Here is a 21,798-nt window from a genome sequence, read left to right as displayed (position 1 = left end):
ATGATGGGAGTCGCACTTTTTCCTGCCAGGGTCTACTATATTTAAAATATGGAAAGTTATTTTCCGCCAAGGAAAAGCACTATGGACCCGGCATTAGAACGCATCGATAAACTGACCGAAAAGGCCTATTCCCTCGTTTATTTCGAGAGCGTGCGTAGCGCGCATATAACAGACCTGTTCAAAAGTCTGTCTCTGGCCTCGAGCAAGGCCATCTATCACTGGACCCCCGATAACGGTCTATACCGTATGGATGCGAGTCACATTATGATCCCCCGCAGCCAGACCCCGCGTCACCTGCTTGAACTGATTCATGGTACCCCGCATTTTGGTGTCTACCTCCTCAGTCAGTTTGACGAGGCCTTGAAGGAACAGCATAACGTCGACATGCTGAAGAAGATCATTGCCGGTTACAACAGCAATCCGAAGATGATCATCCTGCTCGGTAATCAAATGGATATCCCGGCGGACCTGCGGCCCTCTGTAGCACATATCCGCCACACCCTGCATAGCAGCCAGACAGACAGTTCACGCAAGGCGAGCTAATCCAGCCCCACTCTCTGACAGACGCGCGCCAGGCAACACTGCTCACACCTGGGTTTGACCTTACAGACATCCTTACCGTGTACCACGATCAAGGCGTGATACTCATTAAAGGTCTTTACCGATTCCTTGCTCAGCGCCTTTTCAAACTGTGCGCGCAGACTTTCATAACCAGCGGATGGATCGCTCAGGCCCAGTCGCGAAAAGATGCGTTTGGTATAGGCATCAATAACAAAGACCTTGCGTGCAAAGGCATAGAGAATAATGTCGTCGGCCGTCTCCGGGCCAACCCCATTGACCATCAACAACCGCTGCCGCAATAGCGCAGTCTTTAATCGTTTCAGTCTGTCGTATTGCCCCTGCTGTTGATACCACTGACAAAAGTTTCGCAGGCGACTTGCCTTGATATTGAAATACCCTGAGGGCCTTATCCACTCAGCGAGTTGTTCGTGTGAGCTGTCAAGAATGGCCTCTGTCGATAAGGCAGAGGCCTGTTTGAGATTGGCAATGGCCCGTTCCACATTCACCCAGGCGGTGTTTTGGGTAAGCACGGCACCGACCATGATCTCGAAACGGGAATCGGCCGGCCACCACTGTTGCGGACCATAGGTTTTGTATAATCGCTGGTAAACGGATCGAATCCGCATCCACTCACCTATTTGCGTTTAGGCCTGCGATAGGGACGACCGTGGTGTGGACGGCGGGTGTTAGCCGGCTTTTCTTCAACCGACAGACTGAGTCCTGCGCTTGCATAAAGCTGGCTTAATTCATCACCCTCAAGGTCACGCCATTTACCCACGCGCAGGCTGCGTGACAGGCTCAGTTCACCGAAACGAATACGTTGTAAACGGCTTACCCGCAGACCCTGAGATTCCCAGAGTCGTCTGACCTCGCGCTTGCGACCCTCGCGCAAAACAACGTGATACCAGTGATTGGCTCCGGTGCCACCGGCATCGGTGATATTGTCGAAATGCGCCATGCCGTCTTCCAGCTCAACACCTGATTTCATGACCTTGAGCATGTCATCGGTGACCTCACCCAGTACGCGCACCGCATACTCGCGTTCAATCTCGGCAGAGGGGTGCATGAGCTTATTGGCCAGTTCACCATCCGTAGTGAATAACAGCAAGCCGCTGGTATTGATATCCAGTCGCCCGACTGCAATCCAGCGTGCCGTTTTCAATTTCGGAAGATTTTCAAAAACGTTGGCACGGCCTTCCGGGTCATGACGTGTGCATATCTCGCCCTCTGGCTTGTGGTACATCAATACCCGGGGCTTATTAGAAGTAAACTTGAGATCAATGTAACGACCATCAAGTTTAATCTTGTCATCTTCAGATACGCGATCGGCAGTAATGGCGAGTTTGCCATTGATCATCAGACGCCCTGCCTCGATCCAGCGTTCCATCTCGCGGCGCGAGCCATAACCGGCATTGGCCAGCATCTTGTGAAGTTTTTCACTCATCGTTCCGGCCTGCTTGGGGAAAGGTCTACCGCGCCATTTACTGCGCCGTAGAGTTTATTTCATCCTCTTCGGACGCATATTCAGTTTCTGTATTGTCCTGCTCTGCAGCAACGATTTCATCCGCTGCGACATCAGCAACCGTTTCACTCTCAACCTTATCAGCGCCCACCTCGGCCCCGGCATCGACGGCCTGTGCATGCGGTGCATCCGGCTCACCCGGCATCTCCATACCGGGTAACTGCAGGTCGAGCTCGGCATTGATGCTTTCAAAATCACGCAGTTCGGCCAGGGTGGGCAGTTCATCAAGAGATTTCAGGTTGAAGTAATCCAGAAACTCCCGGGTTGTACCATACATGGCAGGCTTGCCCGGCACATCACGGTGACCCACGACCTTGATCCATTCACGTTCGGTCAGGGACTTTATAATGTTACTGCTGACGGCGACACCGCGTACGTTCTCAATCTCGCCACGGGTAACCGGTTGGCGATAGGCGATCAGGGCCAGTGTCTCGAGCAAGGCGCGGGTATAACGTTGTGGTTTTTCTTCCCACAGGCGTGAAATCCACGGCGCCATGTCCTCCCTGACCTGCAGGCGAAAACCACTCGCGACTTCACGCAGTTCGATGCCGCGGTCTTTGCAATCTTCTGCAATGGCATCAAGTGCTGCACGAATGTCTTTCTTCTCTGGCTGAAAATCACCTTCAGCAAAAAGGCTCATAATGCGATCAATGTTCAGGGCCTGACCGGATGCCAGCAAGGCGGCCTCGACTACTTTTTTTATAATATCAGGGTTCATATCAATCCAAATCCGTCATATCATCGGGCAACTCTACCTTATCGGATGAGGCCGCTTTAACATAGATAGGTCCAAAGGGTTCGTTCTGTACCATTTCGATCATGTGTGCCTTGAGTAGTTCAAGGATTGCCAGCAGCGTAACCACCACTCCCGAGCGCCCCTCTTCCGGGGTAAACAATGCAGCAAAATCTGTAAACTTGTCTGTTGAAATTCCACTCAAGACATTCGACATACGCTCACGTACGGAAAGCGGTTCCATCTGAATGTGATGGTGCGAATACATCTCGGCACGTTTAAGAACCTTCTGGAAGGCAAACAAGACATCCTTCAAATCAACTTCCGGCGGATGTTTGGTCGTGCTGACTTCCGGTGTCGGTATCTCAACACTATAGAGTTCACGATTCATGCGCGGCAAGCCATCAAGGTTCTCGGCGGCCTGCTTGTAACGTTCATATTCCTGCAAACGGCGCACCAGTTCGGCACGCGGGTCTTCTTCCTCACCCTCTTCATTCTCACGACGCGGCAATAACATACGCGACTTGATCTCGGCCAGCATCGCCGCCATCACCAGATATTCAGCGGCGAGTTCGAGATGCATTTCCTTCATCACCTCGACATATTCCATATATTGGCGTGTGATCTCGGCGATCGGCACATCCAGCACATCGAGGTTCTGACGACGAATCAGGTATAACAGCAGGTCCAGCGGCCCTTCGAAGGCATCAAGAAAGACCTCCAGGGCATCGGGCGGGATATACAGGTCCTGCGGTAACTGGGTAAGCCTTTCACCATGCACCATCGCAAAAGGCATCTCCCCCTGTTGAGGATGTTTAGCCGATTCTTGCGCTTTTTGCTCAGCCCGCTGCTCATCGGGCACGGCTGCCTCTTCAAGCTGTGCTTCTTCGGCGACCTGTACTTCGGGTTCAGTCATGGTTTATCCGTTTAACGGTAGGCCAGGCCCATCGCCTGTCGTACTTCATCAATGGTCTGTTTGGCAACATCACGCGCCTTTTCAGACCCTTCGTTAATGATGTTACGCACTATATCAGGGTTGTTCATGTATTCCTGTGCACGTTCGTGTATCGGTGCCTGCTCTTCGAGAATGGCGTCGATGATGTGCTTCTTGCAATCCAGACAACCAATGGCGGCTGAACGGCAACCTTGCTGCACCCCTTCACGCACCGACTCGTCACTGTAGACCTCATGCAACTGCCAGACCGGACACTTTGCCGGGTCACCCGGGTCATTGCGGCGGACGCGGGCCGGGTCCGTCGGCATGGTCCGCAGCTTCTGCTCGACCGCCTCGGGTGGCTCGCGCAGGGAAATGGTGTTGTTATAGGACTTGGACATCTTCTGCCCGTCCAGTCCCGGCATCTTCGAGGTCGGTGTTAACAGGGCATGCGGTTCCGGCAGGATGATCTTGCCGCCCCCCTCGAGATAGCCGAACAGGCGTTCACGGTCGATAAGGGTAATATTCTGTTGTTCCTCGAGGAGTGCACGCGCGGTTTCGATGGCCTCGTGATCGCCCTGCTCCTGGTAACGGCGACGTAGCTCGCGATACAGCTTGGCGTTCTTCTTGCCCATCTTTTTCGCCGCCGCCTCGGCCTTTTCCTCAAAACCCGGTTCACGGCCATAGAGGTGGTTAAAGCGCCGCGCCACCTCGCGGGTCAGCTCGACATGCGCGACCTGGTCTTCACCGACCGGCACCTGACTGGCCTTGTACATGAGGATGTCGGCACTCTGTAGCAGCGGGTAACCGAGAAAGCCGTAAGTGGCGAGGTCTTTTTCCTTGAGCTTGTCCTGCTGGTCCTTGTAGCTCGGCACACGTTCCAGCCAACCGAGCGGGGTCATCATCGATAACAGCAAGTGCAGTTCGGCATGCTCGGGCACACGCGACTGGATAAACAGGGTGGCGTTACTCGGGTTAATACCGCAGGCCAGCCAGTCGATGACCATCTCCCAGACACTCGCGGCGATAATACTCGGGTCTTCGTAGTGCGTGGTCAGGGCGTGCCAGTCGGCAACAAAAAAGTAGCACTCATATTCGTGCTGCAGCCTGATCCAGTTCTTGAGTACGCCGTGGTAATGACCGAGATGGAGTTGACCTGTGGGTCGCATGCCAGACAGCACGCGGCCATTTTGACCGGGGATAGAACTCAACTAAACCTCCCAATTGCGCCCGCGAGGCAGGCCACACTTGATTCTTGTTCTGACCGCCACGCGCGGACGGCATGATTATACCTTGTTTACCGCCCATGATCAGTCCGTGGGCGGGGAATTCTCAAAAGAAAAACCTGATATATTAATAACTATATTTCAATTAGTTATAATGTATTTTTAATGTTAAATAATACCTTCAATCGGCCCCAGTCCCTGTCGGAGGACCTGCAGCTCACCCTCGGATAAATCCAGCACCGTGGTCGGTTCCAGGTGACAGTGGCCGCCATCGATAATCAGGTCGACATGGTGCTCCAGGACCTCGCGGATATCCTCGGCATCGTTCAGCGGCCGGTCATTATCGGGCAGGATCAGGGTCGAACTCATCATGGGCTCACCCAGCTCCGCCAGCAGGGCCTGGACGATAGGGTTATCCGGCACGCGGATGCCGATACTCTTACGCTTCGGGTTCCACAGCCGTTTGGGCACCTCACGAGTGGCCTTGAAAATGAAGGTATAGGGCCCCGGGGTCAGCGATTTCATGAGTCGGTAGGCCTGATTATCGACCTTGGCATAGGTGGAAATTTCCGCCAGATCGCGACATATCAGGGTAAAATTGTGACGCTTTGACATCTGGCGGATACGTGCAATCCGCTCCATGGCGGCCTTGTCATCGATATGGCAGCCCAGTGCATAACTGGAGTCTGTCGGATAGACGATCACCCCGCCCTCGCGGATGATCGCAACGGCCTGGTGGATCAACCGCCCCTGCGGATTATCCGGGTGGATCTCGAAAAACTGGCTCATGGCCGGAGGTCTCCGCCCCCGGCAGCCGGCCAATGTTCACTTTCCCAGATCGGCAGGCAGCCCTCGGGCATGTCACGCAGGCGGCCCAGTTCTATCCACGGATTTTCCGGGCCATGGTAGTCGCTGCCCTGTGAGGCCAGCAGTTGCTGGCGCTTGGCATGGGCGGCCATGCTCAGGCAATCGTCCTTACTGTGACTCCCGGAGACCACTTCCATGGCCAGGCCGCCACACTCGCGGAACTCCCCTAACAGGGCTCGCAGGCGGGTGGCCGAAATTCTATAACGCGCCGGGTGCGCCACCACGGCCAGACCGCCTGCGTCTTTGATCCAACCCACGGCCTCTTCGAGCCCGGCCCACTTGCCGGGTACATAACCGGGCTTACCCTGCACCAGGTAGTGCTTGAAGACCTTGCCCACCGAGTCGGCATAACCCTTTTCCACCAGAAAACGGGCAAAGTGCGTGCGGCTCAGCAGCTCGCCCTTGGCATAGGCCATGGCCCCTTCAAAGGCACCCGGAATACGTTTCTTCTCCAGGCGACGCGCAATTTCCTCGGCGCGCCACTGACGAAACTCACCCAGCCTGACCAGTCCCGTCTGCAAGGCGGCATTATCGGGGTCCAGCCCCAGCCCGACGATGTGGATGGCCTGGCCGTTCCAGCTCACCGAGACCTCGATTCCATTGATAAGGTTCAGGTCTGTGCCCGCCGCCTGTCGCGCCTCGGCCAGCCCGGCCGTGGTGTCGTGATCGGTCAGGGCAAGCACCTGCACGCCCTGTTCAGACGCACGTTTGACCAGTGCGGTCGGGCTGAGAGTGCCATCCGAGGCGGTACTGTGGGAATGTAGGTCAAATAACATAGCGCCGATATTGTATAGGGATTAGCGCAAAACACACCCCTTAAATACGCGATATACCCAATACGGCAGACAAGCCGCGCAAGACTCGGCATAATAACCGGGCAAAACCATCAGGAGCACCGCCTTGCGGTTGATTTGTATTTCATTATGAAAATGTTGTTCGACTTTTTTCCGATTATTTTATTCTTTGCCGCCTTCAAGCTTTCCGGCAATGACATAATTATTGCCACCGAGGTCGGTATCGCTGCGACCTTCCTGCAGGTCGCCATTCACTGGCTGCGGCACCGGCGCTTTGAAAAGATGCATCTGATCACACTCGTCCTGATCAGCGTCTTCGGTGGCATCACCATCTATCTGGATAACCCACTCTATATACAATGGAAGACCACCATCCTCGAGTGGGTCTTTGCCCTGGCATTTCTCGGCAGCCACTACATTGGCAAAGACAACTTCGTCAAACGCATGATGGGCAAGGCCATGACCGCACCGGATGGCGTCTGGGCCAAACTCAATTTTGCCTGGGTCGGCTTCTTTGCCCTGATGGGTTTCGTTAACCTGTATGTCATTTATAATTTCAGCCAGGAGGCATGGGTTAACTTCAAGACCTTTGGCATGCTTGGGCTAACCTTTGTCTTTATCATCGCCCAGGGGGCCGTGTTATCGCGTTATATCAACACCGATAATGCTGAAGCAGAAGACAGCAACAAGGATTCTGAAACTGAGAACAACGAAAAGGCCGAAAAAGATGTACTACGCGATAATTAGCGAAGATATCGAAAACAGCCTCGAGAAACGCCTCGGCGCACGCCCTGCACACCTCGCACGTCTTCAGCAATTACGTGATGAAGCGCGCCTGCTGATCGCCGGGCCACACCCGGCCATTGACAGTGAAGACCCGGGGCCGGCCGGCTTTAGCGGCAGCCTTGTCATTGCCGAGTTTGCCTCGCTCGACGAGGCCCAGTCCTGGGCAGATGCCGACCCCTATGTAGAGGCCGGTGTTTATGCGCAAGTAGTAGTAAAACCCTTCAAGAAGGTCATGCCCTAATGGATAACAATCAGCGTATAAAACAGATCAAGCAGCGTCTTATTGAAGGGCTTGATGCCGAGAGTGTTGATGTTATAGATGAAAGTCACATGCACGCCGGACATGCCGGTGCGAAAACCGGCATGGGACATTTCAATGTCACCATTATTGCCGATGCCTTTACCGGAAAATCACTCATCGAGCGACATCGTCAGATCTATGCCGCGCTCGGCGATATGATGCAAACCGATATTCATGCCCTGAGTATCAAGGCCTATACAACGAACGAATTATAAAAACTCCGCAGATGACAACAGGGATACTTATGAACGGAAAATTGATTACAGTCAGCCTTGTGTTGCTCACACTTACGGCCTGCAGTGATAACGGCAAGACTGATCGCAGTGATAAGGCACAAACAAGCAATGACACGACTGTTGCGCAGACTGGCATGGACAGCAACAGCGTCGCCGTGGTCAATGGCAAGGCCATATCGGAAGAACAGTTCAATGCCTACGCCAAACAACGCGGACCCAGCCTGCCTGCCGGCTCGAGCCGACAGAATATCCTTGATGAACTCATTAGTTTTGAGCTGGTCATTCAGGATGCCCTGAGCAAGGACTTGGACAAACAAGCTGACACCGCCGCAGAACTGGCCTTGCAACGTCGCAACATCCTCGCCAACGCCGCCTTCCGTGAATACGTGGATAAAAACCCTCTCAGTGACGAGCAAATGCGTCAAGACTACGAGGCACGTATGGCAGACCTGACCCTGGTCGAATACAGGCTTCGACACATCCTCACTGAGGATGAGGCCACTGCCAATAAGGCACTGGCCGAACTCAATAAGGGTGGCGATATCATTAAACTGGCAAAAAAATATTCCTCTGACCCTTCCGCTGCCAATGGCGGTGACCTTGGCTGGCAATCCGAGCCCGATATACCATCAACAATCCGTGACAAGGTGAAGCCCCTGAAGAAGGGTGAACATGTCAAAGAAATTATAAAGACCCGCTTTGGCTGGCACGTGGTTTACCTGGAAGACCGGCGCGACACCCCGCCGCCGGCGTTTGAAGAAGTCAAAGACCGGGTACGCGATATCTTACAACGCCGCCAGATTGAAGATTACATCGCCGGCCTGCGCGCCACCGCCAAGATCGATATCACCAAACCCGCCGAGGTCGCGCCCAAGCAGTCCACCAGCTCACCTCAGGCGAATGACAAGCCGGGTATTATGATGAAAAATTATTAATACAATAGATGAGAACTATCTCACAGGTTTAATGATTATTTGCATCATGACAGCCGCAAAGATCAGAACAAGAGGGTCTTGGACTTTTCCAGCCACTTTGTGAGCACACAATCCCGCTCTCTATAGTTCTCCGTGTGCTTTTCAAGGTGTCTTTCGACCTCTTCAAGTAATGACTTGACCTGGTAAACCATTTCATTCTTGAGTAGGGAGACCTCATTAAGGCTTTGTGGATCATTCTGAATCTGGCTAATGATGCCAGGAAAATCTTCCAGTCGCATACCAACATGCATTAAGTTGTGCTCAAGTTCCTGAATGCGGTCATCAATTAGTTCCTGAACTTCTTTATCATTGATATTCTGGCCATCAGCCTTATCGTTGTTATTAAATTGTTTCCAATGTTGTAAAATACTTGAAACACTCTTCATATCTGTAGCTAACGATTCCATCGTGATTTGACGTTCCGCAGTATCCATTTCGGCGGCCTTATACAGACTGAGTAGATGCCGGGTTAAATCGGCCGAATACTTGGTAGAATTAAATTTTAAAATAACCTGCAGCTTTGCCGCAGCGTCGTTCCCTGTATACTTTTCTAAAAATCCGGTGGCGAGCTCAACTATAGCCAGCACCTTGCCGAGTTCACTAATATCTTCGTGAGTCAGACCTCGCGGATAGCCACTGCCATCCAACCGCTCATGGTGATCCAATACGGCCTGACTGATCGATGGATGATATTCAGGGAATTGCTCCAGGATCATGGAGCCGAGCAGCGGATGTGCATATAGGTTATGCCGGTCCTGATCTGTGAACTTTCGCGAAGAATCAAGTAGCTCCTCATTGAGATGTAGAATGCCAACATCATGAAACATGCCTGCGGTCGCCAGACAATTCAGGGTGTCTCTATCAAATCCCGCTTTATCGCCAAGAAAAATACTGACCAGGGCAACCCTTATACTGTGCTGAAATGTCTTCAGGCTGCGTTCGCGCAAAACGGTTAGTTTAAAAGCCAGCGGTGAGGGCAGATTTATCGCACTCATTATCCTTAATGGTAATTCTTGATCGTTCAGGGCATCGACAGCCTTCTTCAAGCAAGGTTCTGTTTCAATCAGCCGTTTCGCTTCCTTGAATAGGCTGTTGGCGCTCACCGCATTATTAATCGTCAATGAAAAATCGATGGGTTTGAGCAGTTTGTGATGTATCAGGTTTTCATATAGGTGACGATTAATTCTGGCATTCTTATTCACCAGCTTTATGCCGTTCTGTGCATAAATATCTTCATGGGTCAGCACATCATGGCTGTCTCCCAGTGCGGTTACATGGCGAAGATAATTATTATGATATTCCTTATCCATTTCTTGATCCCGGGTTTTTGCCGATATGGTCGTGAACAGCCGTCAGGAGAAGTTTGTCTATGAACGTCACCCATCGCCCGTATTGGGACTCATACAGATTCTTATATCGGTCACCATGCCAGGATCTTGATAATTCATGTGCCGTTTCATGCAGGGCCGCAGTTTGGACATCCTCTCCTCTGCAAGCTACCTATATCAATAATTTTATTGTGGTTTAGGATTTATATGCTGGGGGCTCCGGGTAAATAATCGATCGACATAGAGGCATTCACTATAGCGTGATTTATCACGCCATACGTGCGACCTGTTCAGCAAGTAAGGACATATTGGGCGCCGTTTCGGTATCAATCTTCAGGGCATGAACATGCTCATCGTCTCTGAGTGGTTGCCAATGTTTCATCTGCTGTTCAAGCACGGCAAGGTCCGCATCCGAGGCGCCCTTCTCCCGGCTAACAATACGTTGCCGCAGGGTTTCGGCCGAGGCGGTAAATTCAAGAATCACGTAGGGCACCTTTTTTGCCTCTGCCAGCTGCCTGAAGCGTTCGCGTTGTTCATACTTCTGAAAGGTCGCGTCAATAATTACCGGATAGCCGGCATCAATGACGTCGCCGGCGAGTTCCGCTAACTTATTATAGGTACGCTGCGTCGCTTCAGCCGTATAGATCCCTGCTCCGGTCTCGGCATGAGCGGCCTGCTCTGCCTCAATACCAAACAGGCGTTTTCTTTCCACATCGGAACGTATCCGCAACGCCGCCAGGGCCTCCAGCAGGGGCTGTGTCAATGAGGTTTTACCCGAGGCGGACATGCCGCGGGTTATCATCAACCTTGGACTGCGCGGTTGTATAGACGATTGCCCGAGTCGTAAATAATCCGCCAGCCCCTCCTCGGCTTCGGCCTTTTCCTCATCTGTAATACCGGCCTGGCAGGCACGTATGGCATCCACCTTGGCCCGTACCATGGCGCGGTAAAGCAGGTAAAACGGCAGGACACGCACCCCCGCATAGTCACCCGTCTTTTCAAGATAGGCATTCAGAAATCGCTGCGCCAGCCCGGGTTGTTGCCGGGCCTGCAGGTCCATGGTCAGGAAGGCGACTTCGCTGATGACATCAATCCAGCGCAGATCAGGATTAAACTCGATGCAATCAAAGGCCAGCGGGGCATCAGCAATCCAGGCGAGGTTGCGCAAATGCAGGTCACCATGGCATTCGCGTATATAACCGCCGTCTTTGCGTGCGGCGAACAACGGCCGTAGATCACGAAAACTTTTTTCACTCCATTGCTGCAGGGCATCCAGTATCGGTGAGCATGCGTACGTTTCCAGCTGCTGACCGAGTTGCTCACGAATATGGGTGAAGTTCTCAACAACCGGCTTGAGAATCCGCTCCGGTGAGCCGTAAACCATACTCTTATCGGCCACGGCTATATTGTTGTGGAAATCGGCGATCATGGTCGCAATCGCATCGATATGCCTGCCCTGTAACCCACCTGCGTCGAGCAGTCGATCCAGTTGTATCTGCTGTGGAAACTCCAGCATCTTCACGGCGTATTCAATTACCTCGCCCTTGCCCGCCAGACACGGCTGCTCTGCCGAACCGGTGATCGGCACCACCTCCAGATAGATATCCGCTGCCAAACGGCGATTGAGGCGCACTTCCTCATCGCAATAGAGATGGCGTTTTTCTAACGTTGAGAAATCCAGAAAACCCAGGTTAACCGGCTTTTTAATCTTGTAGGCATAAGGCCCGGTCAGGATGACCCAGGAGATATGGGTTTCGATCAACTGACACTTCTCTACGGGGGCCCCGTAAAGCGCAGGCTGCATCATTGAACGAATAAGCGCAGGCTGCTGTGCTTGGATAGTATTCATTGCGTGGTATAAGTGACCAACAAGGCCACGATGGCCACCAACAGGACAATCACCCACTTCAGGTGATGGGCGATACTACGCAGCAATACTTTGGTTTCTTCATCCATCCATTCACCCCGCTTAGACTTTAGTCACTGAAAGTAACCCGTAAAGGAATATTCATAGCCACTTAAAGGTTAGTCTGCTACGTACAGGCCGATGCTTCCATGACCTGTGTCAAAGCCCCCGCACGCTCATGTTTACCTGAGGCAGTGACTCGATATTACTTGTGCTGACGTGGGCTTACCACCCCACATCGACTCAGCCAGGAGGCCAGGGATAATGCCCTTCCAGAGAGGCTGTCGTTATCCGGCCCGGCGGTAATCTCGGCAAGACTGCACATCGGCGTCATATTCTCGTAAACTCTCCTCAACGACTGGAAACAGGCACGGCATCCGCCTGTTCCCTACAATAATGATAAGGTCCAAGGTCAGTCTTTATGCATCGAGCGCTCAAAGCCATCAGCCTCGGCAGCGTCACCGCCCTGTTAGGTACCATGATGTATTTCCTGTTTGCAGGCTTTGAGCTCGAGGAAAACCTCGGTCTGGATGTACTGTTCGGGCTACGCGGCAAGATCGTCGCCCCGGCGGAGAGTGTCATTGTCGCCATAGACAAGGTCTCCTCTGATCATTTCGGCCTGCCGAACCACCCGGCAAAGTGGCCGCGCCAGTTGCATGCACAGCTTATTGACAAACTGCGTGCAGGCGGTGCAAAGGCCATTGTCATAGACATCTTCTTCAAAGAGGATCGCGGGGCCGAACAGGATCGGGCACTGGCCGCCGCCATCCGCCGTGCCGGTAACGTGATTCTGTTTGCCCACCTGCAGCGCGATATCCTTTCCGAACAAGGCACACTGCCCAGTCATGAGGACATGAGCCAGACCATCAATATCGAACGGCTTGTGCCGCCCACCCGCGTGATCGCCGAGGCGCCCCTGGCACTGGCACCGTTTGCCCTGTTGAAATACCCGCACAAGGTCACAAAGTTCTGGACCTTTCGTGTCCCGGCGGGCGAGGTGCCCAACCTGCCTGCGCTCGCCCTGCAGTTGTATACGCTGCAGGATTACCCGGCCTTACGGCAGGCCATCGCCGAACGCCTGCCGGAATCGGCACAGGCACTGCCCGCCACGCCCGAGGACTTGCTCGCAGACGGCGAGCTGCGCCGTGTCGTCAGTGCCTTGCGCTACCTGTTCAATACCCGGCCCGAACTGGGCCCAGCATTGATCAGCCCATCAGACAGCGGCCTGCAGGCACTGTTGAACATGTATAGCGGGCCAAACCAGCACTATCTGAATTTTTATGGCCCGCCGCGCACAGTCACGACTATTCCTTATTATAAGTTCATCGACCCCGACTCGGCCGGGGTACCCGACCTCACGAACAAGGTCGTCTTCGTTGGCTTCTCGGAGTTCCTGCAACCGGAACAGAAAGATAACTTCTATACGGTCTTTTCGCAGTCTAACGGCCTCGACCTGAGTGGTGTCGAGATCGCCGCAACCGCCTTCAGCAATCTGTTGCACCACCAGGGTATCCGGCCACTGACCCCGCTGAACTTTATCGCCCTTATCCTCCTTTATGGCTTTGTTATCGCAAGCCTGAGCCGTGCCCTACCCACCGTGCCGGCCGTTGTCAGTGCCCTCGCCATGGCCGGCGCGTATGCCGCCATTTGCTATGTTGTGTTTCGCGATCACTACCTGTGGCTGCCGTGGGTGGTGCCGCTGCTCATACAGACTCCGTTTGCACTGTTTGTCGCCATCCTCTGGCAATACCTGGAAACGCGACGTGAACGCGAGCAAATTCGTGAGGCCTTTGGTTTTTACCTGCCCAAGAGCGTGGTCAACAAGATCGCCAGGAATGCCGGCCATATCGAGGCGAAGCAACAACAAATGTATGGCATCTGCCTGACAAGCGATGCAGAACAGTACACGCGGATGGCCGAGCAGATCCCCCCCGAGCAACTCAGCGTGCTGATCAATAACTACTACAAGCTGTTATTCGAACCGGTACGCCGCCATAACGGCATTATCTCCGACGTCGTCGGTGACGAGATGTTGGCGATCTGGTCGGCACCGCAGTCTGATGTCGTCCTGCGCAGCGAGGCCTGCGCCGCCGCACTCGAGATCGTCAGTCTCATGAATGGCCCCGTCACGGCTGACCGACCTGCACATGTCCTGCCGACGCGCATCGGCCTGCATGCCGGTGAGATCATGCTCGGCAATGTCGGCGCCATGGACCATTTCGAGTACCGTGCGGTTGGCGATATCGTCAACACCTCGAACCGCATCGAGCACCTGAATAAAAGGCTCGGCACCTACCTGATCGCCTCCGCACCGGTAATTCAAGGGGTAAAAGGCATTGCCATGCGTGAACTCGGGCATTTCCGGCTTGCCGGCAAGACCCGTGCCATCCACCTGTTTGAGTTATTGTGTCGTGAAGAGGACCTCGATGCCGCGAGCAAACAGCACTGTGATCGCTTTGCCCAGGCCCTGCTGGCCTGGAAAAATCGCCAGTGGGACGAGGCCATGGAGCTGTTTGGCGACATGAGTCGACAAATAACTACTGACAAGGCCGCCCAGTTTTATTTACAATACTGTAAGAAATATAAACATAACCCGCCCCCCGCTGAATGGGACGGCGTTATCACACTAGATAAGAAATAGAACAAGCAAGGTAAACCGACTGACAGGGATGGACGTGGAGACTACACGACCAGGGTCATAGCTATGGGGGCTCTATGCGGTACTGGGGAATTGTAGTTTCAATCTGGCTGTTATGGCCAACACTGGCACATGCCGAGAGCTGTCAGCAAGGGGTGGCCAAGGCCGTCTCCGTGCAGGGTACGGTCGAATTGCGCGTCGCCGCAGCAACGGGGGCAACCTGGCAGGCCGTTAACCTCGGTGACAGCTTCTGTCAAAACGATGTCGTCCGCGTCGGCAGCAACAGCCGCGCCGCCCTGGTGCTGAACAACGACACCATCCTGCGCCTCGACCAGCACAGCACCATCACCTTTACCAACCTGTCACTGGAGCAGCCCTCGAGCCTCGACCTGAAGGCAGGCATCGCCCACTTTATCAGCCGCGTCAAACAGGCCTTCAAGATCGTCACGCCGTTCGTCAACGCCTCAATTGAGGGCACCGAGTTTGTCGTCGCCGTACAGGCCGGGCAAGCAGAGGTCACCGTCTTCGAGGGCGTGGTCAGGGCCACGAATGACCAGGGCGAACTCGTGCTCAACCCCGGCCAGACCGCGCTGGCGCTAAAAGGCACCGCACCCGTGTTGAAACTGCATGTGCGACCACGCGATGCCGTGCAGTGGGCCCTCTACTACCCGGCCATCGTTGATGCCGGGCAGCCGCAGGCGGCCATCAATCAGGCCGCACAGCAACTCGCCACGGGCCGTGTTAGCGAGGCCCAACAAGGCCTCAGCACGCTGCTGGACAAACAACCGCAACACACCGAGGCACTGGCGCTGCAGGCAATCATTGCCGTGGTCAATAATGACAAGGCCATGGCCCTGCAACGGGCGCAACAGGCCGTGGCCAGTAATCCGCAAAGTGCCGTCGCCCGGCTGGCCCTGTCCTATGCGCAGCAGGCCAATTTTGATGTACCCGGGGCACTCGAGACCATGCAGGCCGCCGCCGGCCTCGATGCCAACAACGCACTCGCCCAGGCACGCCTCGCCGAACTGTATTTAATGGTGGGCGATCTCAAGCAGGCGCAGGCCGCTGCCGAAACAGCCGTCGCCCTCAATCCGGCTGTCGCCAAATCCCACAGCGTGCTCGGCTTTGCCAACCTGACCCAATTAAAGATAGAGCCGGCCATCGCCTCGTTTAACCAGGCCATTGAACGCGATCAGGCCGAGCCGCTGGCTCGCCTTGGCCTCGGCCTGGCGAAGATCCGCCGCGGCGAATTGGAAGATGGCCGCCGCGAGATCGAATATGCCGCCAGCCTGGATCCGAACAATGCCTTAATCCGCAGTTACCTCGGCAAGGCCTATTACGAAGAAAAACGTGATACGGTCGCCACGAGTCAGTTCGACATGGCCAAAGCGCTGGACCCGAACGACCCGACGGCCTGGTTCTACAGCGCCATCCAGAAACAAAGCGTAAATCGCCCGGTCGAGGCCCTTGAGGATCTGCAAAAATCCGAAGCCTTGAACGACAACCGCGCCGTGTATCGCTCCAAACTGTTACTCGATGAGGACCAGGCCGCGCGCAGCGCCAGCCAGGCCCGCATCTATCAAGACCTCGGCTTTGACCAGCTCGCCCAACAAGAGGCCTTCGGCTCGATCAACGAGGATTTCGCCAACCACTCCGCACACCGCTTCCTCGCCGAGTCGTATGCCAACCGGCCACGGCATGAGATCGGTCGCGTTAGTGAGTTGCTGCAATCGCAACTGCTCGCCCCGCTCAACATCAACCCGGTCGCGCCGCACCTGTCCGAGAGTGAACTCGGTATCCAGCCGAATGCCGGCCCGGGTGGCGCCAGTTTTAATGAATACGACCCGCTGTTTGCGCGCAACCAGTCGCGCTGGCAGGTCTCGGCCCTGCTCGGCAACAACAACACGGCCGGTGATGAAGTTGTTTACTCGGAACTCTACGATAACACCTCGATCAGTGTCGGCCAGTACCACTTCCAGACCGACGGCTTCCGCGATAATAACGACTTCCAGCATGACATCGTCAACTTCTTCATCCAGACCGCCATCACCCCGCAGCAGAGCCTGCAGTTTGAACTCAAAGCCAGTGAACGAGAAAATGGTGACCTGCGCCTGCGCTTCGACCCTGAGAACTTCTCGGAGGTAAGGCGCGAAACGCGTGACGAGACCACCTTCCGCCTTGGTTACCACAACCAGCTGAGCCCGAACTCGCACCTGCTCGGTTCGTTTATCTACCGTGATACGCTGTTTACGCGGGAGGAGAATGTCCAGCTTTCACCATTTGGTCCATTTGGGCCGGTTATTGGTGAGGATGTACGCACAGAGGACTCGAATGCACGTACCGCCGAGCTGCAATATATTCGCAAACAGGATACGTATGAACTCATCATCGGCGCTGGAAATTACCGCGCTGCGCTCGATAATGAGAATATTTTTCAAGTAACTTCGGGCGGCATCGTGCTCGCAGGCGGGCCATCTGATAACAAGTTCGACATAAAGACGGACAATGCCTATGCCTATTCGCAGTGGCGCGCCTTTAATAATGTGAATCTGACTCTCGGCCTGAGTCATGATGACCTTGATGACCCAGTTCTTGCTACTCAGCAAACGAACCCTAAACTCGGCTTGCAATGGGAAGTATCACCAAAGACCCGTCTACGTGCCGCTGGCTTTCGCACCCTGAAACGGCCACTGACTGGTAACCAAACACTTGAACCGACCCAGGTCGCGGGTTTTAACCAGTTCTTCGATGACCCCAATACAACGGATGCAAAAAACTACGGCATTGCTTTGGAACATCGCTTTAATAAACAAGTTTATACCGGATTGGAACTAACCAAGCGAGACCTAGATGTTCCATTAACTACCGGCAGTAATGTTCGAGATGAGGACCAGACTGAATACGCGCACCGCGCCTACCTGTACTGGACGCCGCATAAGTTTGTATCTCTCGCCGCCGAGTATGAGTTCGAGGACTTCGAGCGAGAAATTACCGTGGCATCGGATATAGGTGAACCACGCGAGTTGACCACGCACCGGCTGCCCATGAGTGTGAACCTGCATTACCCGAACGGCTGGTCCGGCGGCCTGACCGCGACCTACTATGACCAGGAGCTCATCCAACCGCTCTCGCCAACCACCTCACGACGTGATGAAGATGACTTCTGGATCTTTGATGCACGCCTCGGTTACCGGTTGCCGAAACGCCAGGGGTTGATCAATCTCGAGATCCGCAACCTGTTCGAAGAGGACTTTAATTACCGCGATGCGAACTTCCGCACTGGGCTGGCCCAGCCGCCGACGATTTACCACGATCGGAGTATTTGGCTAAGGATGGCGTTAACGTTTGATTAACACCATAGACACGATGATGACTAAAAAATGGGAGTACCTAATGAAAAATAACACTCTATCCTTATCCATATTCGTCTTTGCCGTGATGACCCTGCTCACGGGTTGCAGCGGGCTCATTAAGCAGGCCAACGCTGGTGGTGACGGTAGTAGCACCCCTCCATCGAACCCTGTCGTTGCAAAGATACTCGTCTATGCAGACGGCACCTATGAATTGGCCAATACTGAAGGAGTTGCCGCCCCAAGCTGCAACATTAAGCCAGGCTCAAGTGGAAAATGTAAAGGCTTCCAGGGTAATAAGAAGCCCAATGATGTTGGTATTGAACAAATCGTCACGATCCCATTGCTGAGAACCAAGGGTTCTACTTGCTGGACAACGTATGACATTAATGGAACAGCTCAACAACTCTGCTGGTAAAAAATAAAAGGATCATAACACTTGAACGTGTCTAGCTCCTTGAAGCTTTACTGGCAACCTACAATTTAGCTAAGGATGGCGTTAACGTTTGATTAACACCCTAACCATGATAATGACTAAATACACGGGAGCATGAAATGAAGAAAAACACCCTATCCTTATCTATACTCGCCTTTGCCCTGCTGACCCTACTCACCGGTTGCAGTGGTGACGGCAGCGAAGCCACCAAGAAAAAGGCTGGCAAGATCACTCTCTATGAGGACGGTACCTATGAACTTAAAGATAAGAATGGAAACCCTGGCACACCCTGCACGGGTGATTGTGGTATCACCAATCCAACAACTGTTGTGACACTAAAAGAGGGTACAAGAACTACTCAGAAGAAGGCGAAGCAGGGGGTAGAGGATACGCTTACTTGCTGGACAACGTATGACATTAATGGTACTGCCCAACAGCTTTGCTGGTAAAACGATCCAAATCAAGGCAAAATCAAGGAGTCAGAACACTTGATTTGCCCTGAGACTTTGATTTAATCGAGTAACAAGCCATATCAATCTTACCAGGGAGGGTGAGATACCTCGACTACCCGGAATCGTGGTGCCTGGACAAGCCTTACACGTTCACCGCTCCTGTCCGTCCATGCACCCGCGGTATTAGCCCATCCTTGGTCGTCATTCAACGTGGCAATAATCGACAAGCCGTCTTTTATTGCGCAGACGATTATCAGCAATATCTTGATGCGCTTGCCCATGCCGCCGAGGAAAACGGCTGCGCGATTCATGCCTATGTGCTCATGACCCATCACATTCACTTGCTTGTAACGCCATCGTCAGAGCAGAGCGTATCAAAGATGCTGCGATTTCAAGTGTTCTGACCCCTTGAAAATTTATTCCGTGCTATAAGTAATCAACAAGGCCACGATGGCCACCAGCAGGACGATCACCCACTTCAGGTGATGGGCAATACTGCGTAGCAAGGCTTTGGTTTCTTCATCCATCTCTTCGTCCTTTTCATTGCTGTTATTCACTGACTTCACTCAAAACCAGTGGCCATTATGCTGTAACCGGGTTTACTTGCCTGTCGTCGTCAATTTTTCAAGCAGTTCCATGGGCAGCGGAAAAACAATCGTATTGGAGCGCTCGCCTGCGATCTCGGTCAGGGTTTGCAGGTAACGCAACTGCATGGCCTCGGATTTTTGCGAAAGCGTCTGCGCTGCCTCCAATAGTTTTTCCGAGGCCTGCATTTCACCTTCGGCATGAATAATTTTTGCCCGACGGACACGTTCGGCCTCGGCCTGCTTGGCGATCGCCCGTATCATACTTTCGTCCAGGTCAACGTGTTTGATTTCCACATTGCTTACCTTGATACCCCAGGCATCGGTTTGCTGATCCAGGCTACTCTGAATATCGACGTTCAGGCGCTCGCGCTCAGCCAGCATTTCGTCAAGTTCGTGTTTACCTAACACGGAACGCAAGGTCGTTTGTGCCAGCTGACTGGTGGCGACATAAAAGTTTTCCACCTGGATAATCGCCTTTTCCGGATCGATAACACGAAAATAGACCACAGCATTGACATGCACAGAGACATTGTCTCGCGATATAACGTCCTGACTGGGCACGTCCATGACAACCGTGCGCAGATCAACCCTGACCATCTGCTGGATGAGCGGGATAATAATGATAAATCCCGGGCCCTTGACCTTCCAGAAGCGCCCCAACAGAAACACTACGCCACGTTCGTATTCGCGCAGGATCTTGATCGCGCTGAACAGAAACATGACTACAAGTGCCAGCACTATATAAAGTGTATATGCGGTCATTATTCTTTCTCCTCTATTGATGTATTATGTGGCTCAACTTCCAGTGTCAGACCACTGATGCCGGTAACCTTTACTGATTGACCTTTATGCAAAGGCCTGTCACTAACAGCCTGCCATAATTCACTATGTATACTGACCATACCCTTGCGATCGAAATCATCTTTTACAACAGCCTCGCCACCGATCATTTCTTCAAGGCCACTGACTACAGGTCGCCTGCGCGCCCTTATCGCCATACCAATAACAAGAATAAAAATCAGTGCACTGATCACGGTGAAGATGATGATAACCGAAATATCTATATCAAAGCCGGGCACATCTGTGTCTATCAAGATTACTGAACCGATAACGAAGGCAATAACCCCGCCGATCCCCAGTATCCCGAAACTCGGCTCAAAGGCCTCACCGACCATTAACGCCACCCCTAACAGGATGAGCCCCATCCCGGCATAATTAACCGGCAACAACTGGAAGGCATAGAGTGCAATCAGGATAGAAATTGCGCCGACGGTACCCGGCACAATGGCGCCGGGATTAGAGAATTCCAGTATCAATCCATAGATGCCGATTAACATCAGGATGTAGGCGATCGTCGGGTTGGTGATCACGCTGAGGAAACGACTACGCCAGTCTGGTTCCAGCAGTCTGATAGTGAGCCCGTCGGTATGCAGAATGCGTTTCTGGCCTTGCACGCTGACCTCACGACCATCAATCTGCTTCAACAAGTCGCCCATGCCGGTAGCGATAATATCGATGACCTTCATTTTCAAGGCATCCCCTGCAGGCAAACTGGCCCCTTCGCGCACGGCCTTTTCCGCCCACGCCTCGTTACGACCATGCAGCTGTGCCAGTCCGCGGATGTAGGCCACGGCATCATTGACCAGCTTGCGCTTCATGGCATCATCGGCTGCAGCGATGGGTTGTTTGTCTGACTTATCGGCGTCATTGGCCTTGTTTTTATCCTGCGCCTTGTCTGTTTTAGCGGGCGCCGCGCCCCCGCCTATCTGCACGGGTGTGGCCGCCCCCAGGTTCGTACCCGGGGCCATGGCGGCAATGTGACTGGCATAGAGAATATAGGTGCCGGCACTGGCGGCGCGCGCCCCGGTCGGGGTAACAAAGCTTGCAACCGGCACGGCCGAATTTGAGATATTTTTGACAATGCCGCGCATCGCCGTGTCCAGGCCACCCGGCGTATCCATTTTAATCACTACCAGTTCGGCACGTGACTCTGCCGCCGTTTGCAGGGCGCGTTCAATATAATCATCGGTTGCCGGGCCAATAACCCCCTCAATGTTTAACTCGACAACCTCGCCAGTGCCGTTGCCGGCAGACACCATATTCAGCAACAGGCCTGCCGACAACAACAGCGGTATAAGCACATATATCCTGATCATCTTGAACATAA

22 protein-coding genes are annotated in these 21,798 nt (G+C 53.6%); 10 read left to right on the top strand and 12 right to left on the bottom strand.

Annotated elements, in window-relative coordinates; all coding sequences use genetic code 11:
• Positions 1 to 81 precede the first annotated feature (81 nt).
• The gene (locus EL386_RS06945) at positions 82 to 543 is read left to right on the top strand and encodes a hypothetical protein (protein ID WP_126454726.1); all 462 of its coding nucleotides are present in this window, start codon (positions 82 to 84) and stop codon (positions 541 to 543) included.
• Here EL386_RS06945 and EL386_RS06940 read toward each other — a convergent pair.
• The 7 genes from EL386_RS06940 to EL386_RS06910 all read right to left on the bottom strand — a co-directional run bounded on the left by EL386_RS06940 (position 540) and on the right by EL386_RS06910 (position 6,619).
• A complete protein-coding gene (locus EL386_RS06940; RefSeq protein WP_126454724.1) occupies positions 540 to 1,187 on the bottom strand; it encodes an endonuclease III domain-containing protein in 648 nt (215 codons plus the stop codon). The two genes, EL386_RS06945 and EL386_RS06940, sit on opposite strands and share 4 nt — an antisense overlap.
• An 8-nt stretch (positions 1,188 to 1,195) precedes the next feature.
• On the bottom strand, positions 1,196 to 2,005 hold the full coding sequence (gene rluB, locus EL386_RS06935; protein ID WP_126454722.1) for a 23S rRNA pseudouridine(2605) synthase RluB: 810 nt from the start codon (positions 2,003 to 2,005) through the stop codon (positions 1,196 to 1,198).
• Between the two features lie 37 nt (positions 2,006 to 2,042).
• Positions 2,043 to 2,801, bottom strand: a complete 759-nt coding sequence (scpB, locus tag EL386_RS06930) for an SMC-Scp complex subunit ScpB (RefSeq protein ID WP_126454720.1) — start codon at positions 2,799 to 2,801, stop codon at positions 2,043 to 2,045.
• 1 nt (position 2,802) lies between these two features.
• Complete coding sequence (locus EL386_RS06925; protein WP_197722210.1) at positions 2,803 to 3,612, bottom strand: segregation and condensation protein A; 810 nt, start codon at positions 3,610 to 3,612, stop codon at positions 2,803 to 2,805.
• A gap of 131 nt (positions 3,613 to 3,743) precedes the next feature.
• Positions 3,744 to 4,961 carry a tryptophan--tRNA ligase gene (locus tag EL386_RS06920; RefSeq protein WP_172597649.1) on the bottom strand — a complete coding sequence of 406 codons (1,218 nt, stop codon included), beginning with the start codon at positions 4,959 to 4,961 and terminating at the stop codon, positions 3,744 to 3,746.
• Between the two features lie 183 nt (positions 4,962 to 5,144).
• Positions 5,145 to 5,765, bottom strand: coding sequence for an L-threonylcarbamoyladenylate synthase (locus EL386_RS06915; protein WP_126454716.1), 621 nt, complete (start codon positions 5,763 to 5,765; stop codon positions 5,145 to 5,147).
• Positions 5,762 to 6,619: a PHP domain-containing protein gene (locus tag EL386_RS06910; protein WP_126454714.1), complete on the bottom strand. Its 858-nt coding sequence runs from the start codon at positions 6,617 to 6,619 to the stop codon at positions 5,762 to 5,764. The genes EL386_RS06915 and EL386_RS06910 overlap by 4 nt, the downstream gene beginning before the upstream one ends.
• A 147-nt stretch (positions 6,620 to 6,766) precedes the next feature.
• On the opposite strand from EL386_RS06910, the gene EL386_RS06905 reads away from it, so the two are divergent.
• Genes EL386_RS06905 through EL386_RS06890 form a run of 4 tightly spaced genes read left to right on the top strand, consistent with a single transcriptional unit; the run spans position 6,767 to position 8,895 of the window.
• Entirely contained in the window at positions 6,767 to 7,384 is a 618-nt protein-coding gene (locus EL386_RS06905) for a septation protein A (protein WP_126454712.1), read from the top strand.
• Complete coding sequence (locus EL386_RS06900) at positions 7,365 to 7,664, top strand: YciI family protein (RefSeq protein ID WP_126454710.1); 300 nt, start codon at positions 7,365 to 7,367, stop codon at positions 7,662 to 7,664. Before EL386_RS06905 ends, EL386_RS06900 begins: the two co-directional genes overlap by 20 nt.
• Positions 7,664 to 7,939 (top strand): BolA family protein, encoded by a 276-nt coding sequence (locus EL386_RS06895; protein WP_126454708.1) that lies wholly within the window; start codon positions 7,664 to 7,666, stop codon positions 7,937 to 7,939. The genes EL386_RS06900 and EL386_RS06895 overlap by 1 nt, the downstream gene beginning before the upstream one ends.
• A 29-nt stretch (positions 7,940 to 7,968) precedes the next feature.
• On the top strand, positions 7,969 to 8,895 hold the full coding sequence (locus EL386_RS06890; RefSeq protein WP_172597648.1) for a peptidylprolyl isomerase: 927 nt from the start codon (positions 7,969 to 7,971) through the stop codon (positions 8,893 to 8,895).
• A 62-nt stretch (positions 8,896 to 8,957) separates the two neighbouring features.
• Here EL386_RS06890 and EL386_RS06885 read toward each other — a convergent pair whose 3' ends face one another.
• Positions 8,958 to 10,244, bottom strand: coding sequence for an HD-GYP domain-containing protein (locus tag EL386_RS06885; RefSeq protein ID WP_126454704.1), 1,287 nt, complete (start codon positions 10,242 to 10,244; stop codon positions 8,958 to 8,960).
• Between the two features lie 286 nt (positions 10,245 to 10,530).
• Positions 10,531 to 12,111 carry a bifunctional aminoglycoside phosphotransferase/ATP-binding protein gene (locus EL386_RS06880; protein WP_126454702.1) on the bottom strand — a complete coding sequence of 527 codons (1,581 nt, stop codon included), beginning with the start codon at positions 12,109 to 12,111 and terminating at the stop codon, positions 10,531 to 10,533.
• Positions 12,112 to 12,589: 478 nt separating this feature from the next.
• Between EL386_RS06880 and EL386_RS06875 the strand changes: the two genes are divergently transcribed.
• The 5 genes from EL386_RS06875 (at position 12,590) to EL386_RS15935 (ending at position 19,448) form a co-directional block, all read left to right on the top strand.
• Positions 12,590 to 14,809, top strand: coding sequence for a CHASE2 domain-containing protein (locus EL386_RS06875; RefSeq protein WP_126454700.1), 2,220 nt, complete (start codon positions 12,590 to 12,592; stop codon positions 14,807 to 14,809).
• A gap of 74 nt (positions 14,810 to 14,883) precedes the next feature.
• Positions 14,884 to 18,159, top strand: a complete 3,276-nt coding sequence (locus EL386_RS06870; RefSeq protein WP_126454698.1) for a FecR domain-containing protein — start codon at positions 14,884 to 14,886, stop codon at positions 18,157 to 18,159.
• A 40-nt stretch (positions 18,160 to 18,199) separates the two neighbouring features.
• Entirely contained in the window at positions 18,200 to 18,574 is a 375-nt protein-coding gene (locus EL386_RS06865) for a hypothetical protein (protein ID WP_126454696.1), read from the top strand.
• Positions 18,575 to 18,711: 137 nt separating this feature from the next.
• The gene (locus EL386_RS06860) at positions 18,712 to 19,041 is read left to right on the top strand and encodes a hypothetical protein (RefSeq protein ID WP_126454694.1); all 330 of its coding nucleotides are present in this window, start codon (positions 18,712 to 18,714) and stop codon (positions 19,039 to 19,041) included.
• Between the two features lie 101 nt (positions 19,042 to 19,142).
• Positions 19,143 to 19,448, top strand: a complete 306-nt coding sequence (locus tag EL386_RS15935) for a transposase (RefSeq protein ID WP_420856725.1) — start codon at positions 19,143 to 19,145, stop codon at positions 19,446 to 19,448.
• Between the two features lie 12 nt (positions 19,449 to 19,460).
• Here EL386_RS15935 and EL386_RS15605 read toward each other — a convergent pair whose 3' ends face one another.
• The 3 genes from EL386_RS15605 to EL386_RS06845 are packed head-to-tail and all read right to left on the bottom strand — an operon-like array spanning position 19,461 to position 21,796.
• Entirely contained in the window at positions 19,461 to 19,601 is a 141-nt protein-coding gene (locus tag EL386_RS15605; RefSeq protein WP_172597646.1) for a hypothetical protein, read from the bottom strand.
• Positions 19,602 to 19,643: 42 nt separating this feature from the next.
• Positions 19,644 to 20,393 (bottom strand): slipin family protein, encoded by a 750-nt coding sequence (locus EL386_RS06850; protein ID WP_126454692.1) that lies wholly within the window; start codon positions 20,391 to 20,393, stop codon positions 19,644 to 19,646.
• The gene (locus EL386_RS06845) at positions 20,393 to 21,796 is read right to left on the bottom strand and encodes an NfeD family protein (protein ID WP_126454690.1); all 1,404 of its coding nucleotides are present in this window, start codon (positions 21,794 to 21,796) and stop codon (positions 20,393 to 20,395) included. The genes EL386_RS06850 and EL386_RS06845 overlap by 1 nt, the downstream gene beginning before the upstream one ends.
• Between the last annotated feature and the right edge of the window lie 2 nt (positions 21,797 to 21,798).

It is taken from the genome of Sulfuriflexus mobilis, assembly GCF_003967195.1.
GTDB classification, from domain to species: domain Bacteria; phylum Pseudomonadota; class Gammaproteobacteria; order AKS1; family AKS1; genus Sulfuriflexus; species Sulfuriflexus mobilis.
Note: the sequence above shows the minus strand (reverse complement) of the source record. Positions and strands in the feature narration are given on the sequence as shown.

Excerpts from the sequence above, each read along its gene's own strand:
- EL386_RS06945 (WP_126454726.1), top strand. The coding sequence starts at position 82 with ATGGACCCGGCATTAGAACGCATCGATAAACTGACCGAAAAGGCCTAT.
- EL386_RS06940 (WP_126454724.1), bottom strand. The coding sequence starts at position 1,187 with ATGCGGATTCGATCCGTTTACCAGCGATTATACAAAACCTATGGTCCG.
- rluB (WP_126454722.1), bottom strand. The coding sequence starts at position 2,005 with ATGAGTGAAAAACTTCACAAGATGCTGGCCAATGCCGGTTATGGCTCG.
- scpB (WP_126454720.1), bottom strand. The coding sequence starts at position 2,801 with ATGAACCCTGATATTATAAAAAAAGTAGTCGAGGCCGCCTTGCTGGCA.
- EL386_RS06925 (WP_197722210.1), bottom strand. The coding sequence starts at position 3,612 with ATGCCTTTTGCGATGGTGCATGGTGAAAGGCTTACCCAGTTACCGCAG.
- EL386_RS06915 (WP_126454716.1), bottom strand. The coding sequence starts at position 5,765 with ATGAGCCAGTTTTTCGAGATCCACCCGGATAATCCGCAGGGGCGGTTG.
- EL386_RS06910 (WP_126454714.1), bottom strand. The coding sequence starts at position 6,619 with ATGTTATTTGACCTACATTCCCACAGTACCGCCTCGGATGGCACTCTC.
- EL386_RS06905 (WP_126454712.1), top strand. The coding sequence starts at position 6,767 with ATGAAAATGTTGTTCGACTTTTTTCCGATTATTTTATTCTTTGCCGCC.
- EL386_RS06900 (WP_126454710.1), top strand. The coding sequence starts at position 7,365 with ATGTACTACGCGATAATTAGCGAAGATATCGAAAACAGCCTCGAGAAA.
- EL386_RS06895 (WP_126454708.1), top strand. The coding sequence starts at position 7,664 with ATGGATAACAATCAGCGTATAAAACAGATCAAGCAGCGTCTTATTGAA.
- EL386_RS06890 (WP_172597648.1), top strand. The coding sequence starts at position 7,969 with ATGAACGGAAAATTGATTACAGTCAGCCTTGTGTTGCTCACACTTACG.
- EL386_RS06885 (WP_126454704.1), bottom strand. The coding sequence starts at position 10,244 with ATGGATAAGGAATATCATAATAATTATCTTCGCCATGTAACCGCACTG.
- EL386_RS06880 (WP_126454702.1), bottom strand. The coding sequence starts at position 12,111 with ATGAATACTATCCAAGCACAGCAGCCTGCGCTTATTCGTTCAATGATG.
- EL386_RS06875 (WP_126454700.1), top strand. The coding sequence starts at position 12,590 with ATGCATCGAGCGCTCAAAGCCATCAGCCTCGGCAGCGTCACCGCCCTG.
- EL386_RS06870 (WP_126454698.1), top strand. The coding sequence starts at position 14,884 with ATGCGGTACTGGGGAATTGTAGTTTCAATCTGGCTGTTATGGCCAACA.
- EL386_RS06865 (WP_126454696.1), top strand. The coding sequence starts at position 18,200 with ATGAAAAATAACACTCTATCCTTATCCATATTCGTCTTTGCCGTGATG.
- EL386_RS06860 (WP_126454694.1), top strand. The coding sequence starts at position 18,712 with ATGAAGAAAAACACCCTATCCTTATCTATACTCGCCTTTGCCCTGCTG.
- EL386_RS06850 (WP_126454692.1), bottom strand. The coding sequence starts at position 20,393 with ATGACCGCATATACACTTTATATAGTGCTGGCACTTGTAGTCATGTTT.
- EL386_RS06845 (WP_126454690.1), bottom strand. The coding sequence starts at position 21,796 with ATGTTCAAGATGATCAGGATATATGTGCTTATACCGCTGTTGTTGTCG.